At 64.8% G+C, this 15,647-nt stretch carries 11 protein-coding genes and 1 tRNA gene; 9 read left to right on the forward strand and 3 right to left on the reverse strand.

Features of this window, described 5'->3' with window-relative positions:
* Window positions 1-48: 48 nt before the first annotated feature.
* The 4 genes from J2T07_RS08490 (at window position 49) to J2T07_RS08505 (ending at window position 5,610) form a co-directional block, all read left to right on the forward strand.
* A complete protein-coding gene (locus tag J2T07_RS08490) occupies window positions 49-2,340 on the forward strand; it encodes a TonB-dependent receptor (RefSeq protein ID WP_430539333.1) in 2,292 nt (763 codons plus the stop codon).
* A 56-nt stretch (window positions 2,341-2,396) separates the two neighbouring features.
* Window positions 2,397-3,437 carry a glycerophosphodiester phosphodiesterase gene (locus tag J2T07_RS08495; RefSeq protein ID WP_306848953.1) on the forward strand — a complete coding sequence of 347 codons (1,041 nt, stop codon included), beginning with the start codon at window positions 2,397-2,399 and terminating at the stop codon, window positions 3,435-3,437.
* 83 nt (window positions 3,438-3,520) lie between these two features.
* Entirely contained in the window at window positions 3,521-5,029 is a 1,509-nt protein-coding gene (locus tag J2T07_RS08500; RefSeq protein WP_306848956.1) for an amino acid permease, read from the forward strand.
* A gap of 86 nt (window positions 5,030-5,115) precedes the next feature.
* The gene (locus J2T07_RS08505) at window positions 5,116-5,610 is read left to right on the forward strand and encodes a hypothetical protein (RefSeq protein ID WP_306848958.1); all 495 of its coding nucleotides are present in this window, start codon (window positions 5,116-5,118) and stop codon (window positions 5,608-5,610) included.
* An 85-nt stretch (window positions 5,611-5,695) separates the two neighbouring features.
* Here the strand turns inward: J2T07_RS08505 and J2T07_RS08510 are convergent, their stop codons facing one another.
* Together J2T07_RS08510 and J2T07_RS08515 are read right to left on the reverse strand one after the other, a co-directional pair.
* Window positions 5,696-8,731 carry a TonB-dependent receptor gene (locus J2T07_RS08510; RefSeq protein WP_306848960.1) on the reverse strand — a complete coding sequence of 1,012 codons (3,036 nt, stop codon included), beginning with the start codon at window positions 8,729-8,731 and terminating at the stop codon, window positions 5,696-5,698.
* A 256-nt stretch (window positions 8,732-8,987) separates the two neighbouring features.
* On the reverse strand, window positions 8,988-10,103 hold the full coding sequence (locus tag J2T07_RS08515) for a reprolysin-like metallopeptidase (RefSeq protein WP_306848962.1): 1,116 nt from the start codon (window positions 10,101-10,103) through the stop codon (window positions 8,988-8,990).
* A gap of 224 nt (window positions 10,104-10,327) precedes the next feature.
* On the opposite strand from J2T07_RS08515, the gene J2T07_RS08520 reads away from it, so the two are divergent.
* The 4 genes from J2T07_RS08520 (at window position 10,328) to J2T07_RS08535 (ending at window position 14,316) form a co-directional block, all read left to right on the forward strand.
* Complete coding sequence (locus J2T07_RS08520; protein ID WP_306848964.1) at window positions 10,328-11,032, forward strand: glutathione S-transferase N-terminal domain-containing protein; 705 nt, start codon at window positions 10,328-10,330, stop codon at window positions 11,030-11,032.
* Window positions 11,033-11,225: 193 nt separating this feature from the next.
* The gene (locus J2T07_RS08525; protein WP_430539342.1) at window positions 11,226-13,109 is read left to right on the forward strand and encodes a M61 family metallopeptidase; all 1,884 of its coding nucleotides are present in this window, start codon (window positions 11,226-11,228) and stop codon (window positions 13,107-13,109) included.
* Between the two features lie 170 nt (window positions 13,110-13,279).
* Window positions 13,280-14,185: a LytTR family DNA-binding domain-containing protein gene (locus tag J2T07_RS08530; RefSeq protein WP_306848967.1), complete on the forward strand. Its 906-nt coding sequence runs from the start codon at window positions 13,280-13,282 to the stop codon at window positions 14,183-14,185.
* Window positions 14,186-14,239: 54 nt separating this feature from the next.
* Window positions 14,240-14,316: transfer RNA gene (locus J2T07_RS08535), tRNA-Arg, on the forward strand.
* Between the two features lie 67 nt (window positions 14,317-14,383).
* Here J2T07_RS08535 and J2T07_RS08540 read toward each other — a convergent pair.
* Window positions 14,384-14,800 (reverse strand): organic hydroperoxide resistance protein, encoded by a 417-nt coding sequence (locus tag J2T07_RS08540; protein WP_306848970.1) that lies wholly within the window; start codon window positions 14,798-14,800, stop codon window positions 14,384-14,386.
* A gap of 281 nt (window positions 14,801-15,081) precedes the next feature.
* Between J2T07_RS08540 and J2T07_RS08545 the strand changes: the two genes are divergently transcribed.
* On the forward strand, window positions 15,082-15,627 hold the full coding sequence (locus tag J2T07_RS08545) for a thioredoxin family protein (RefSeq protein WP_306848972.1): 546 nt from the start codon (window positions 15,082-15,084) through the stop codon (window positions 15,625-15,627).
* The last annotated feature ends 20 nt before the right edge of the window (window positions 15,628-15,647 follow it).

Below are 15,647 nucleotides of genomic sequence, written 5' to 3' on the forward strand. Positions count from 1 at the left end.
CACTTGCCAGTCACTCTCGTCCGCTTCCCCATGACGAGTTGCCTGTCGATGACGTACTCCCGCCGCGCCCTGTTCCTCGCCCTCGCTTCCGCGCTCGCCTTCCAGGCCCAGGCCGACGATGCGCCGCCGCCGAAGACCCAGGACCTGGAAGCGGTTTCCGTCATCGGCCAGGGCGAGACACGCCAGGTGCAGCGTATCGTGCCGGAGGACCAGAAGGTGCTCCCGCCGGGGACCAGCCCGCAGAAGATCCTCAACCGCCTTCCCGGTGTATCGGTGCAATCGAACGACGCCTTCGGTGCCAACGAGGAATCGCAATCGATCACCTTGCGTGGTTTCAACACCACTCGCCTGGGCTACACGCTCGATGGCCTGCCGCTCGGCGACAACGCCTACGGCAACTACAACGGCCTGAACATCTCGCGCGCGTTGTTGCCGGAGAACATGGCCACCGTCGAGTTGTCCGAAGGGATCGCGGCGCTCGGCACGGCCTCCACCAGCAACCTCGGCGGCGCCATCCAGTATTTTTCGTCGGATCCGGCGAAGACCTTCGGCGGCAAGGTGGCGCAGACCTTCGGCAGCGACCACAACCGGCGTACCTATGCGCGCATCGACACCGGCGATTACAAGGGTTTCTCCATGTACCTGTCCGGCGCCCACGCCGATGCGGACATGTGGGCACGCCCCGATTCGCCGACCAACACCAAGCAGTTCAACGGCAAGGCCGTCTACGAGTTCGGTGAAGGCAATCGCATCACCGGTTTCGCCGATACCTCGCGAACGAGCCAGGCCGACTACGCCTACCTCTCCAAGAGCGGCCTGAAGCGCGGTCTCGGCTGGGACTGGAATCTCTATGCCCCCGACTGGAACCGCGCACTGGCGGCGGCCTACTGCGCCCCCGCGTATACCAAGGGTGGCGTGAGCGACCCGCGTTGTGGCTTCTCCGGTGGCGTGGACAACATCGACGACGCCTATTACCAGAGCCGCGCGTTGCGCCGCGACGATCTCTACTACCTCGCGGGCGACTTCACCGTCGCCGACGCGGCCACGCTGCATACCCAGGTCTACCACCACGAAAACGCCGGACAGGGCCACTGGTGGTCGCCGGGACAGAAGTCCAATCCAGGCACGCCGGACGAACTGCCGATCTCGATCCGCAGCACGAACTACACGATCAACCGTAACGGCGCCATCGCGTCGTTGTCGTGGGATCTGGGCAACCACCACGTGGAAGGTGGCGTCTGGTACGAAAAGAACGACCATCACGTCGAGCGCAATTTCTACTACATCGACGGGCCGGTCAGCGACGATCGCTACCTCTCCGATCCGGATCGGCGCCTGTTCGCGCAGGACTATACGATCACCACCAAGCAGGCCTACCTGCAGGACAGCTTCAAGGCGCTCGACGACCGTCTCAGCATCGACGTGGGCGTGAAGAGTCCGCACACCACCATGAAAGCGGTCGAACTGCCCGGCGTGGAAGGCCCCTATGCCAATGGCACCCTGAAAGCGGGCAAGTCACTGCTGCCGCAGGCCGGGCTGGCGTTCCAGCTGGCGCCGGGCCAGGAGATCTTCCTTTCCTATGCCAAGAACATCGCCGCCTTCCAGGGCGGTGGCGCGGGTGGCCCGTTGTCGGTGTCGCAAGCCGCCTTCGACGGCACGAAATCGAACCTGAAGCCCGAGCAGTCGCGTTCGATCGACGGCGGCTTCCGCAGCGTCGGCGAGGGATACGAGGCATCGGTCGCGTTGTACGACGTGAAGTTCGACAACCGCCTGCTCTCGCTCAACCCCTGCCCGAGCATCGAGGTGGGTACGCGCCCGGAATGCAATACCGCCTTCGTCAACGTCGGCTCGGTGAGCAGCCGCGGTGCGGAGTTCACCTTCATCTGGAAGCCCGTGCGCGGTTTCGAGTGGTATAACTCGGCGTCGTTCAATGATTCCACGTACGACGACAACTACGTCGCCAACGGCAAGGTCGTTCCGGTGAAGGACAAGACCACGGTGGACACGCCCAGGCGCATGTTCGCCAGCGAGATCAGCTGGACCTCGGGCCCCTGGTCGGCCAGTCTGCGCGGCAAGTACACCGGCAAGCGCTACTACACCTATACGAATGACCAGAGCGTGGCCGGTGCGACCTCCTTCGACTTCGGCGCCAGCTACGACTTCGGTCCCGTCGCCAGCCTGAAGGCGCTGACCCTGGCCCTCAACATCACCAACCTCACGGACCACCGCTACGCGACGAACCTCACCGCGTTCGCCGCGACGGACCCGCAAGGCCGTGCCCTGGCGTTCCACGCCAGTGCGCCGCGGCAGAGCTTCCTCACCCTGACGGCGGATTTCTGATGAAGGCGTTTGCTCTATCCTCGTGCGTTGTGTTCCTCGCCCTTGGAGCGATCCCGATGCCCACGACCGCCGCCCCGGTGACGCCGCTCGCCGCGAAGGTCCTCGTCATCGGCCATCGTGGCGCCAGCGCCCTGCGGCCCGAGCACACCCTGGCGTCGTACGCGGTGGCCATCGAGGACGGCGCGGATTTCGTCGAGCCGGACCTTGTCTCGACCAAGGACGGCGTACTGGTCGTCCGCCACGAGAACGAGATCGGCGGTACCACCGATGTCGCCGTCCATCCGGAATTCGCTGGCCGGCGTACCACGAAGACGGTCGACGGCGTGACGATCACGGGCTGGTTCACCGAGGATTTCACCCTGGCCGAACTGAAGACCTTGCGTGCCCGGGAGCGCCTTGCCGATATCCGCAAGGCCAACACGGCGTTCGACGGGCAGTTCAGCGTGCCGACTTTCGACGAGATGATCGAGTTCGTCGCCGCCGAGGCCTCGGCCCGCCACCGGGTCATCGGCATCATTCCCGAGATCAAGCATTCCACCTATTTCCGTGGCCTTGGCCTGCCGATGGAGGACAAGGTGCTGGCAACCCTGGACGTCCATGCCTACACGCGCGTCGCGCCGGTGGAGATCCAGTCCTTCGAGGTCGGCAACCTGAAGTACCTGCGCGGGAAGCTGGGCAAGGGTCATCCCAACATCCGCCTGCTGCAGCTGATGGACGATGCGGCGGAGCATCCGGCCGACGAGCCGTCGATCACGTACGGCAAGATGATGACCCCCTCAGGCCTGAAGGCCATTGCCGCTTACGCGGACGCGATCGGTCCATCCACGCGGAGCATCATTCCGCTGGGCAAGGACGGCCGGCTGGCGCCCGTGGCATCGCTGGTTCGTGACGCGCATGCCGCAGGGCTCGAGGTCCATCCGTACACCTTCCGTCCTGAAAATCGCTTCCTGGCCGCGGATTTCCGCAATGGCGCCGGCGATGCCGCGCGCAACGAAGCCGGTTCGGTGGCGGAGATACGCGCCTACCTGGCCACTGGCATCGATGCGTTCTTCACCGATGACCCGGCCCTGGGGCGCAAGGCTCTCGACGAACGCTGACACGGCGCATCGGCCCGCGCTGACGACACTCCGGGCTTGCCCGGCTATGATCCCCGGTCAGCCAGCCCCAGGGGATCCACCCGATGTCGTTAGCGAAGTTCCTCCGCCACAAGTCCGTCGAGCAGCTCCAGGCCGAAGTCGGCCAGCGCACGGACTTCCGGCGCGTGCTGGGTCTGTGGCAGCTCACGGCGATCGGTATCGGCGGCATCATCGGCGTGGGCATCTTCGTGCTCGCGGGTCAGCAGGCCGCGCTCAACGCGGGGCCTGCCGTGGCCCTGAGCTTCATCATCGCCGGCTTCGGCAGCGCCTGCGCGGCTCTCTGCTATGCCGAGTTCGCCGGCCTGATCCCGGTCACGGGCAGCGCCTACACCTATGGCTATGCGGTGCTTGGTGAGGGAGCGGCCTGGATCATCGGCTGGGATCTCCTCCTCGAATACGCGCTGGTGGTCGCCGTGGTGGCGATCGGCTGGTCCGGCTACGTGCAGGTATTGCTGGCCAGCGCCGGCGTACACCTGCCGGAATGGGCGCAGAAGAGCATGAGCGCCGACACCATGAAGTATTTCTGGCAGCAGGGGCTGGGTTCGCTGGGCGTCTCGTTCGCCGAGCCCGTCGCCGCGCCGACCGATGGTCATCGCTTCAACGTGATCGCGGCCGGCATCTCGCTGCTGGTAGCGATCCTCCTCTCGGTGCGCACGGAGTGGGGCGCGCGCCTGAACACCCTCATCGTGGGCATCAAGGTGCTCGGCGTGGCACTGGTGATCGGTGTCGGTGCCTTCTTCATCAATACGGCCAACTGGCACCCGTTCATTCCGGAGCGGATCTTCGACGACAAGGGCGTCGGCCATTTTGGCTGGCACGGCGTGCTCACCGGCGCGAGCGTGGTCTTCTTCGCCGTGTTCGGCTACGACACGCTCACCACGGCGGCCGAGGAAGCGAAGAATCCGCAACGCGACCTGCCGCGCGCGGTGCTGCTTTCGCTGGCCGTGGCCATGGTGCTCTACATTGCCGTGTCCCTCGTGCTCACCGGCATCGTTCCCTATGCCACGCTGAGTGGCGAGGCCTCGGTGTCCGATGCGTTCAACGCGATCGGCCTGCCCTGGTTGAGCAACGTGATCGCCGTCGCCGCCGTTATCGGCGTGATCAGCGTGCTGTTCGCCTTCATGCTCGGTGCGGCGCGGATCTGGTTCGCGCTCTCGCGCGACGGCCTGCTCCCCGCATGGTTCGCCCGCGTGCATCCGCGCTTCGGTACGCCGGCACGGCCGACCATGATCCTCGGCATCTTCACCGCGATCGTCGCTGGCCTGCTGCCGATCGGTGAGGTGGCCGAACTGGTGAACATCGGCACGCTCAGCGCCTTCATCCTCATTTGCGCGTCGGTCCTGGTACTGCGCGTGCGCAAGCCGGACCTGGAGCGCAAGTTCCGCACGCCGGCCGTGTGGTTCGTGGCGCCGCTGGGCATCCTGTTCTCGCTGGCACTGATCTGGGGCTTGCCCTGGATCACCTTCGAGCGGTTCGCCATCTGGATGGGCATCGGTTTGATCGTGTACTTCACCTATGGCGTGAAGCACAGCCGCCTCAATAGCGGGAAGTGATCGAAGGGGACGCCCGCGCAGGCATAATGTGCCCGCCGACGTGGATCGGCATGGATCAGTCAGGGGAGAGGAAGATGGGAAAGGGGATGCTTGCCGCATTGATGATGCTGGCCGTCGCGCCGGCGGCATACGCGGCGGATGGCGTGACGGTACCGAGGCCGGTGGCTTTCAACGAGGACGCGGAGATTCCAAAGGCCGTTCGTGCCGAATGCAAGCTCGACGAGGATCTGCCCGATGCGATAGCCGCCGCGGCGAAGGAGGCCAGCGTGCCGGTGACTTTCGCGCCGCAGGTGACGAGCGCCACGGCGGGACGCGCGCTGGAAATCGAGATCACCGACGTCGCCGCCGACGGCAACGGCTTCATTGGACACCGCAAGTCGATGTCGGTCCGGGGCAAGCTGTACGACAACGGCCAGGTCGTCGGCAGCTTCAAGGCGCGGCGCACTTCGATGGGCGGAGCGTTCGGTGGTTTCAAGGGGAACTGCGCGGTGCTGTCGCGCACCGTGAACGCGATCGGTGAGGACATTGGCGGCTGGCTGGCCGCGCCGAAGATGGATTCGCGATTGGGTGACCTGGAGTAACCCGGCACCCGCGTGGCTCCGGGCCATGTATATCGGGGGCGGTCCGACAGGGCCGCCCCCGCTGTGTTTCCGAAGCGTGTCGACGTCAGTAGTCGTAGTTCACGCTAAGCCGCACGTAGCGCGGAAGCTGACGCGAGGTCGGCGTTCCATATAGCGGATTGGCCAGGTTGGGATTGGATTCGGCGTTGGGATAGATGCCGATCACCTTCTGTTCGTTGAGCACGTTGAACACGTTGGCGTTGAACGCCAGTTTCGAATCGGCGAAGGCCGGACGATAGGTGACGCCGAGATCGATCTGGCGCACCCAGGGCAGGCGCCCATGGCTTCCCGGCGGCGAGGGCAGGCCATTGCAGAAGTGGTAGCTGTTGCCGTAGCCGGCGGGATCGGTGCGATCGATGCCGAAATAACCGAGGCAAGGTTTCGGCGCGCCCGAGATCATGCTGAGGTTACCGCTGACCAGCCACTCGGGCGTGAACTCGTAGTAGCCGAAGAACTTCAGCTGGTGCTTGTGATCGTTGTTCTGCACCCCGTTCGTATTGACCATGATGTACGAGTTGTCCCAGTCCTGCGTCGTCGAAACCGCAGTCTGGCCCGTGCCGCGCGATTCGCGGTAGAGGTCCGAGCGCAGCTGGCCTTCCGTATTGCCGTAGCTTCGCGAGAAGGTGTAGCTGACCTTGCCGTACCAGCCGTTGCTGAAGGGATGCTCGAGGAAGGTCTCCAGCGAGTAGTAGCGCCGCTTCAACCGGTCGAAGCCGAACTCCTTGTTCGAGAGCGGTACGCTCACGTAGTTGCCCGAGGTGTCGACGAGGTTGAACGTGTTCGCCTTGCCCGGGTTGAACAGCCAGCAGCTCACGGGGTTGCTGTCGGTGGTGACGTCGTAGCCGAGCGACTGGGCCTTGGCCAGTACCAGGTCGATGTCGCAATAGTCGTCGATGGCGTTGCGCAGGATGCGCTGCGTGGCCTTCGCGCCGTAGACCCAGTCGGTGCCCAGCGTCTTGGTGAAGCCGAGGATGAACTCGTCCTGGTATTCGGACTTCAGGCCCTTGGTCGTGACCGTCTTCGGATCGGGCAGTTGTCCAAAGGTATTGTTCGCCGCGACCGGCGGTGAGATGGTGGTAAGGCCGGTCGGCGTGCCATCGGCGGCGATGCCGCCGTAGGTGAAGTATTGCGAGGTGGTGAGTGCGCCGCCCGCGGCGTTCAGCGCCGGGTTGAGTGGCAGGCCCAGGTAATACCGGCCCGCGTTGGCGTACACCTTGAACGTCGCGTCACCGTATACGTCCCAGCTGGCGCCAAGGCGCGGCGCCCACTGCGGCTTGTGCTGGGTGATGAACGCATCGCCATCCGCATTGAAGTTCTGGAACTGATCGTTGCGCAAGCCCACCGAGAGCAGCCAGCGATCGTTGATCTGCCACTTGTCCTCGATGTATTGCGCGCGCTGCGTCGATCGCACGGTGGCGAGGCTGCTGCTGATGTTCTGCACCACGTAATAGCCTTCGGCGCCGTTGGGGAAGCCGCCCGTGGCCGGTACGCCGAGTCCTGTGGAGATGGGCGTGTCGGGATCGCCCTGACCATAGGTCCACGAGTAGCCCGGGCCCGAGGTGACCGAGCCCTGGTCGAGTGCCGTCGCGGTCTGGTTGTCGATGCCGGCGGTGATCGTGTGGTCGCCGATCTTATAGGTGATGTCGAACCGCGTGTTGGTGGTGCGGTTGCCGCGCCCGGAAGGAATAAGGCTCGATACCGTCTGGCTGTTGCCGCGCCCGGTACCGCCGTTCAGCGCCGGATTCTGGTTGACCAGGCCGTCCACATAGGTGAGCGAGGGATCGTACCCGCCCGGTGCATCGTAGTCGGTGGTATGCAGCTTGCCGTAGAGGGCGGTGATGGTGAGGTCATCGGTGATATAGCCGGTGTACTTCGCCGTCCAGAGGTTGCCGCCGGTCTTGATATCGTCGTCCTGGCCGATGCGGGCGAGACGCGTGCGGCTGTTGTAATCGTAGTTGTAGATGCTGCCCGAGGTTTCGTACTTGTCCGATGCGCCGGTCACTTCGAGGATATTGTTATCCGTGATGTTCCAGTCGACCTTTCCGTACCAGCGCGGCGAGTTGTACCGGTAGTCCACGTACGGTTTGGTGCTCGTGTACCCGCTGACGGGATTAACCGTATTACCTTCCTGCCGCTGGAATTCCCCGGCGACGAAAACGAACAGCTTGTCCTTGATCAGTGGTCCGCCGGCATAGGCACTCACCGTCGTGCTGTCGTAGTCGTTCTCGCTGTCCGGCGAGTACAGCGAGCCCGCGCGCGGGGAGGCGGGAAGGCCGTTCTCGAAGTAGCGGTCGCGCTGGCTGGCGCGCGCGAAGCCTGGCTCCCACAGCACCTGTGCGCCGAAGTGCCATTCGTTCGTACCTCGCTTGCCGACCACGTTGATCACGCCGCCGTCGGAACGCCCGTACTGGGCGCTGTAGCCACCGGTATAGACCTCCTGCTGGTCGATGGCACCGTAAGGCAATGACAGGCCGCCGAACCCGCGCAACGGATCGGTCGTGGCGAAGCCGTTCACGTAATAAGCGTTCTCGCTGGCCGCCGAGCCACCGAAGCTCACCAGTGAATTGCCCGTGGGGCCCTTGAAGCTGCCGCCGTTGTTGACCACGCCCGGTGCGAGCAGGGCGATGGCTTCCGAATTGCGGCCCAGCGGCAGGCGGGCCAGCTGCTCGGACGTGACCACGGTGCGGGAATCGATGGTGGAGACGTCGATCTTCGGCAAGGCCGATGCGGAGACGGTCACGCCACTGAGTGTCTGGGCATCGCTGGGTGCGAACGAGACCTCGGTGCCGGCACCGACCTTGAGCACGATGTTCTGTCGCGTATCGACGGTCTGCCCATTGGCGCGCAAGCTGACCGTATAGGTGCCCAGCGGCAACTGACCCACGGAGTACCTGCCGCGGTCGTCCACCGGGATTTCGCGGCTGAGGCCGGTATCGCTGGTGACCACCACCGTCTGGCCCGCGGCCACGGGGGCCTGTCCGAAGATGCCGCCCGTCGTCGACTGGGCGAAAGCCGCGGGGCTCGACGCGAGTGCCAGCGCGACGGCGAGGGTGGTCTTGTTGAGTGACTTGAAGCTGAGCATGAAGAAACGCCTCCTCGGAACGATTTCAAGGCAAAGGCATGCCCGGGCTCCGCGGGCGCGGAACCTGGATATCGGTGTTGTGGTGACCCCCGGGCACATTCCCGACGCCGGCAACCGAAGGGTTGCCGGAACGGGATGAGCCGATAAACGCGTGCGAACGCGTCGCTTCCGTTCAGCAGACAGCGCGTGCTGCGACGCAGCACTTGTTAGCGGTTATAGCGAAAAGTTACGAACATGTATAGGGGTATAGACGTCCCTATTGACAGAAGAGCGGAATCCCCGGCGGATCGGGGTTGACCGGCACGGTCCACTCGCGGGCCATGTGAACGCGCATGTTGCGTTCGTTCTTCCTGGAATAGCGGTAGCAATTGGACCGCAATGCGACGGTGCCGGAGATCAGGTTGGTTTCGCACGGCCACAGGGACGACCATTGCACCTCGGCGTCGTCGTGTACCGCGCCCAGGGTGTGTCCGTATTCATGGGCGACGATCGTGTAGCGGCCCGAGAGCGAAGCGACGGCTTCTTCACCGCCGAGCCACGCCTGCCCGGTGACGCCGGGCAGGGGTTCATTGCTCGTGATGAGCATGAACTTGTATTCGAACTTTCCCGGGATGCGCGGCAACTTGTTCCGTCGCTCATAGGAGTCGATCGCGGTCGTCCAGTCGCGGAGCGACTCCTCGTGTCCATAAGGCATATCGGTGAGCCCCTCGACCTGCTGGCTATAGATCGCCCACAACCGATGGGCGGGCAGAATCCTCTTCATGTCCGCGATCCACCAGGCGACGTAACTGGCATGTATGTGCTTTCGGTCCACGCCGAGCGTGTCGTCGTGAAGGAACATCCAGAATGTCAGCGTGGGAACCTTGTGCGCATGGGGGCGCCCGGGCTCGCTCGCGTTCCTCTTGGAGAGTCCCTCGTGGTTCGCGTGTTCCACCGCGGCACGTCGTGCGCCGGCACCGGCACCGGCGCCTGCGGACTCGACGACGTGGGGAGTGTCGTCGTCGCGGTCGAAGCCTGTGACGGACACGCCATCGCGACGAGCCACCGTGATGTCCAGGTGGTCGCCGGAGCGGGTGACGACGGCCTGTTCGCCTCGCCAGGTCGCAAGGTACATGTCTCCAGGCTCGCCGTCGGCGAAACGAACACCGATATCGAGGTGCGATTCGACGACGAGGGCGTTCGTTTCGTCCGTGCCGCGCGATCGTTCCGTGGATGCGGCAAGGGAGACCGTGCGAGGCAACCCCGCGGCGATGGCCCGGTCGAAGGCGGTGATGGGATGTGTGATGGCCGGTTGCGCGACGCAGATGCCGGCCGAGCAGGCGGCGGCAAAAAAGGTGGTGCACCGCAACGCGGCGGTGGGTAGCGGGGCCATGGCAGTCCTTTGCGGGCGTTGGTTGAGGGTTGCTTGGGGCAGCGGCAGTGTATGCGTCGTCAGGGCGTTCTGGTGCGCGCGTGATGCGACGTCATGCGACAGCCGGCACCTCGTCGACCCAGGGATGCTGGCCCAGCAGGACGTACGCCTGCATGAGCGGCCGGCATTGAATCGTCGCCAGCCACGCCCTACCTTCAAGTGCTCACGCCGCGAAGGAATGTCCCATGTCCGATCTCACGAGCTTCCCGATCAACGCCGTATGGCCAGCGGCCCACCCTGAGCGCATCCAGCTCTATTCGCTGCCCACGCCGAACGGCGTGAAGGTGTCGATCATGCTGGAGGAGCTGGGCCTGCCTTACGAGCCACACCTCGTCGACATCGGCAAGGACGAAAGCAAGCTGCCCGAATTCGTCGCGCTCAACCCGAATGGGAAGATCCCGGCGATCATCGATCCGGATGGGCCGGGCGGCAAGCCCATCGGACTGTTCGAGTCCGGCGCGATCCTGCTGTACCTCGCCGAGAAGACGGGCCACTTCATTCCCGCGGATGCCGCTGGCCGTTGGGAAACCATCCAGTGGCTGTTCTTCCAGATGGCCGGCATCGGCCCGATGTTCGGGCAGGTGGGTTTCTTCCACAAGTTCGCCGGCCGCGAGTACGAGGACAAGCGTCCGTTGCAGCGTTACGTGGCGGAGTCGAAGCGCCTGCTTGGCGTGCTCGACAAGCGGCTCGAAGGGCGCGAATGGATCGTGGGCGGCGAATACACCATCGCCGACATCGCCACGATCGGTTGGGTCAACAATCTCGTGACCTTCTATGGCGCTCGCGAACTGGTCGGTTTCGACGCTTACCCGAACGTCATCGCCTGGCTCGAACGCGGCATGTCGCGTCCCGCGGTACAGCGTGGCCTGAAGATTCCCGCCCGGAGCTGACCCGGCAGCATCCTGCGATTCTCCCGTTTCACGGCCCGTATGGGCTCCGCCCGTGACCTCTGGCATAGGGAACCCCGCAGCCCGGCGTTTAGGATCGAAGGCTTGCGCGGGCCTCAGGGGAACGCGCCGACCCGCTCGACACGGATGGACGGGCGACCATCACGTTCCACGGGAGAACACAGTGAAATCCACCATGCTCGCCTCCGCGCTGCTGGCCGCCCTGGCCGGTATCGGCGCCTCCGCCGTCCGCGCGGACGATGTCCCCGCACCGCAAGACACCGCTTATAACGGCACGCTCAAGCTCGTCGTCGATGCCACCGACCTCGATCGCCGCATCTTCCGCGTGCGTGAGAACATCCCCGCGCAGCCGGGTCCGCTGACCCTGTTGTTCCCGGAATGGATCCCGGGCCACCACTCCCCCAGCGGCCCGATCGACCAGTTCGCCGGCCTGATCGTCACCGCCGGCGGCAAGCGCATCGAATGGAAGCGCGACGAATTCAATGTCTACGCCTTCCATGTGGACGTGCCGGCCGGTGCGTCCTCGGTGGACGTGGAGTTCCAGACGTTGACGCCGCAGGATGCCCGCCAGGGCCGCATCGTCATGACGCCCGACATCGTCAACGTGCAGTGGAACCAGGTATCGCTGTATCCGGCGGGCTATCGCGCGGATCGCATCCAGGTCGAGCCGTCGGTGAAGTTCCCGGCGGGCTTCCAGTTCGGCACGGCGCTGGAGCAGGCTGGCAAGGAGGGCGACACGGTCACCTTCAAGGCGATCGACTATAACGACCTCGTCGATTCGCCGATCTTCGCCGGCCGCTACTTCAAGCGCGTCGACCTCGATCCCAACGGCCGCTCGCCGGTGCATCTGAACATCGTGGCCGATAATGCCAAGGCGCTGGAGATCAAGCCGGAAGCGCTCGAGATCCACCGCAAGCTGGTCCAGCAGATGGACAAGCTCTACGGCGCACGTCACTACAATCATTACGATTTCCTGCTGGCGCTGACCGAGAAGCTCGGCGGCATCGGCCTCGAACATCATCGTTCGTCCGAGAACAGCGCCTCGCCCAACTACTTCACCGAGTGGGACAAGAGCTGGCTCGGCCGCGACCTGCTCGCGCACGAATACAATCACTCGTGGGATGGCAAGTACCGCCGTGGCGCCGACCTGGCCACGCCGAACTTCAACGTGCCGATGGGCGACAGCCTGCTGTGGGTCTACGAAGGCCAGACGCAGTTCTGGGGCAACGTCGTCGCCGCGCGTGCCGGCCTGCTCTCGCAGGACCAGGCGCGCGACATGCTTGCCTTTGTCGCCGCGACCTATGACAAGGGCCGCCCGGGCCTGTCCTGGCGCAACATCCAGGACACCACCAACGACCCGACCATCGCCCAGCGTCGCCCGCTCTCGTATCGCAACTACCAGATGAGCGAGGATTACTATTCGGGCGGCCAGATGATCTGGCTCGACGTCGACACGAAACTGCGTGAGCTGACGAAAAACAAGCGCTCGCTCGACGATTTCGCCAAGGCCTTCTTCGGCATGAAGGACGGTGACTGGAAGGTCAATCCATATACCTTCGAAGACGTGGCCTCCACGCTCAACGGCATCGCGCCGTACGACTGGGCCACGTACCTGCGCGATCGCGTCGACGGCCACAAGGGCGACCTCGAGGGCATCGAGCGCGGTGGCTGGAAGCTCGTGTACAACGACAAGCCGTCCGATGCGCTCAAGGCCATCGAGGGCCGTCGCCACTACACCGACCTGACCTATTCCGCCGGCTTCGCCGTGTCGTCCAAGGGCGATATCTCGGACGTGCGCTGGGATGGTCCCGCGTTCAATGCCGGCCTGTCGCCGGGCATGCATATCGTCGCGGTGAACAACAAGGAATTCGACGGTGACGCGTTGAAGGACGCCGTCACGGCCGCGAAGACCGATAAGGCGCCGATCGAACTGCTGGTGAAGAATTTCGACCAGTACAAGACGATCAAGATCGACTACCACGAAGGTCTCAAGTACCCGCACCTCGAGCGGGACAAGAGCAAGCCCGACTGGCTGGGCGAGCTGTACAAGGCGAAGTAAAAAAGGAGGGCGCCACATGGCGCCCTCTTACTGTGGGGGCCGCGCAAGATCCGGGCCGCGCCGGTGGGAGCCGACCCTGTCGGCGATGGTTGCTCGCCGAACCCTTGCCCGCTCCGCGGGATCGCCGCCGAAGCGGCTCCCACAAGGCGCCGGGCGCTATCATCCGCGGCATGACCCAAGCCCCTCTGCCGCCAGGCCTCGAACTCGACCGCGCGCACCGCCGCCGCCGCCGCTACATGGTCGTCTTCTGGATACTGGCCTTCGTCAGCGCGGCCATCGGCAATACCCTCACCGAACGGATGGATGCCGATCGCTACGGCATCTCCGCCGCCACCTGGCAGATCGCCACCAACGAATTCACCAGCGTGCTCGTCTCGCTGCTGATGTTGCCTTTCCTTCTGCGTGCCTGCGACCGATGGCCTCTGCATGCGGATACCTGGCGCCGCCGCCTGCCGCTGTATGTCCTCGGCAGTATCCTGTGGTGCGCCCTGCACGTGGCCGGCATGGACCTGCTGCGTCTCTTTGTCTACCGATCGGCCGGCGTCGCCTTCGAGCCGGGTTCGCTGCGGATGCAGCTCATCTACGAATACCTCAAGGACATCCGCACGGTCTTCGTGATCGTCGCCTTCTGGCACATGGTGGAGTGGTTCGGCCGGCGCGTGCAGGGCGAGGCCCACCTGCTCGACGCGCCGGACGAGGGGGCGCCCGTGGAACCCGTGGACCGCCCCGAGCGTTTCCTCGTGCGCAAGCTCGGCCGTGATTTCCTCGTCGCCACCGCCGACATCGAATGGGCGCAGGCCTCGGGCAACTACGTGAACCTGCGCGTGCGTGGGCGTGACTACCCGTTGCGCAGCACACTGGCCGCGCTGGAGACCCGTCTCGACCCGGCGGTATTCGTTCGCGCCCACCGCAGCTACATCGTCCAGTTGGCCCAGGTCACCGCCATCGAGCCCCTGGACGCGGGCGAGGCCCGCCTGCACATGGCCGATGGCAGCGTCCTGCCGTGCAGCCGGCGCTACCGTGAAAGCCTACGCTCCGTGGCGGCGGGCGCCGGGCCGGTGCCGGCCCGGGCCTGATATCGAGGCTAGGCCGCCCGGGCCATTCCCGCTACAATGCCGATCCGCAGTTACGCGCCTGTAGCTCAGCCGGATAGAGTAGTGGCTTCCGAAGCCATTGGTCGGGGGTTCGAATCCCTCCAGGCGCACCATTCCTTCGCTTCGTTTCGCATATCGGCACCGGTGATGTTCCCCGGCGCCGATGGCTGCGTGTGCGGATCAGGCCAGATGAATCTCCACGTCGATATTCCCCCGTGTCGCCTTCGAGTAGGGGCAGGTGCGATGGGCCGACTGGATCAGCTCGTGCGCGACCTCCGGGTCGAGGCCGGGAAGACTGGCCGTGAGGCGGGCCTGCAGGAAATAGCCACCGTCGCCGGTGCCGAGATCGATCTCGGCGTCGACCGCCGTGTCCTTAGGCAACGCGATCTTCCGCTCGCGGGCGGCGAGGCCCATGGCGCCGATGAAACAGGCCGACCAGCCGGCGCCGAGCAACTGCTCGGGGTTGGTGCCGGTGCCCGGGCCACCGGGTGAGGAAAGCTTCACGTTGAGGCGATCGTCGGAGCTGCGTGATTCGCCGTCGCGGCCGCCGGTGGTGTGGGTCTTGCCGGTATACAGGACGTTCTCGATCTGGGCCATGGTCTTGGTTTCCGTTGTGGGGTGGTCATAGGAAACCGCGAGGGCGTATCCGGGCTGTGTCCCGATGCCGGCGGAAGTGCATCGAACCGTGTCGCGGCGACGCCTCGACACATTCGGATACAAAGCGATCGCACGGCGGTTTTGGGCGACCCGTCCGCGGCTTGTACATGCCGATACAAAAAGGCGGGGTGGGGGACACGTGCGGGATAAACGGCGGGCGTCCAATACGACCATGCCCGGTACCTCTACCGGGTCCCCGTTGCCACCACGAGGTATTCCCCATGCGCCCCATCCGCCTTGCCCTCGCCACCCTGGCCATCGGTGCCGCTCTCGTCGCGGCATGGCCGGGTAACGGGTCCTCCACCGCGCTCGCCCAGGATTCCGCCGCCAAGGCTCCGGCCCCGGATTTCGCCGGTATCGACCACTGGTTCAATTCACAGCCATTAACCATCGCCGGCCTGCGCGGCAAGGTGGTGCTGGTGGAGTTCTGGACGCACGAATGCATCAACTGCCTGCATGTGCTGCCACACACCAAGGCGCTTTACGACAAATACGCCAAGGACGGGCTCGTGGTAGTCGGTGTGCACACGCCGGAGTACGACGAGGAGCGAGATCCCGCCAACGTCAAGGCAGCGATCGCGCGCTATGGCATCACCTGGCCGGTGGCCATGGATAACGGCTACCAGACATGGAACGCTTATGGAAACCGCTTCTGGCCGGCGTTGTACCTGATCGACCGCGATGGCCGGGTGGTCTACAGCCATTTCGGCGAGGGAAACTACGACGAGACCGAGGTGCGCGTCCGCCAGCTCCTGGAAAAGGCATGATGTGACCGACGTCGCGCAGC

The sequence above is a fragment of the Luteibacter jiangsuensis genome (genome assembly GCF_030812295.1).
Taxonomy (GTDB): domain Bacteria; phylum Pseudomonadota; class Gammaproteobacteria; order Xanthomonadales; family Rhodanobacteraceae; genus Luteibacter; species Luteibacter jiangsuensis_A.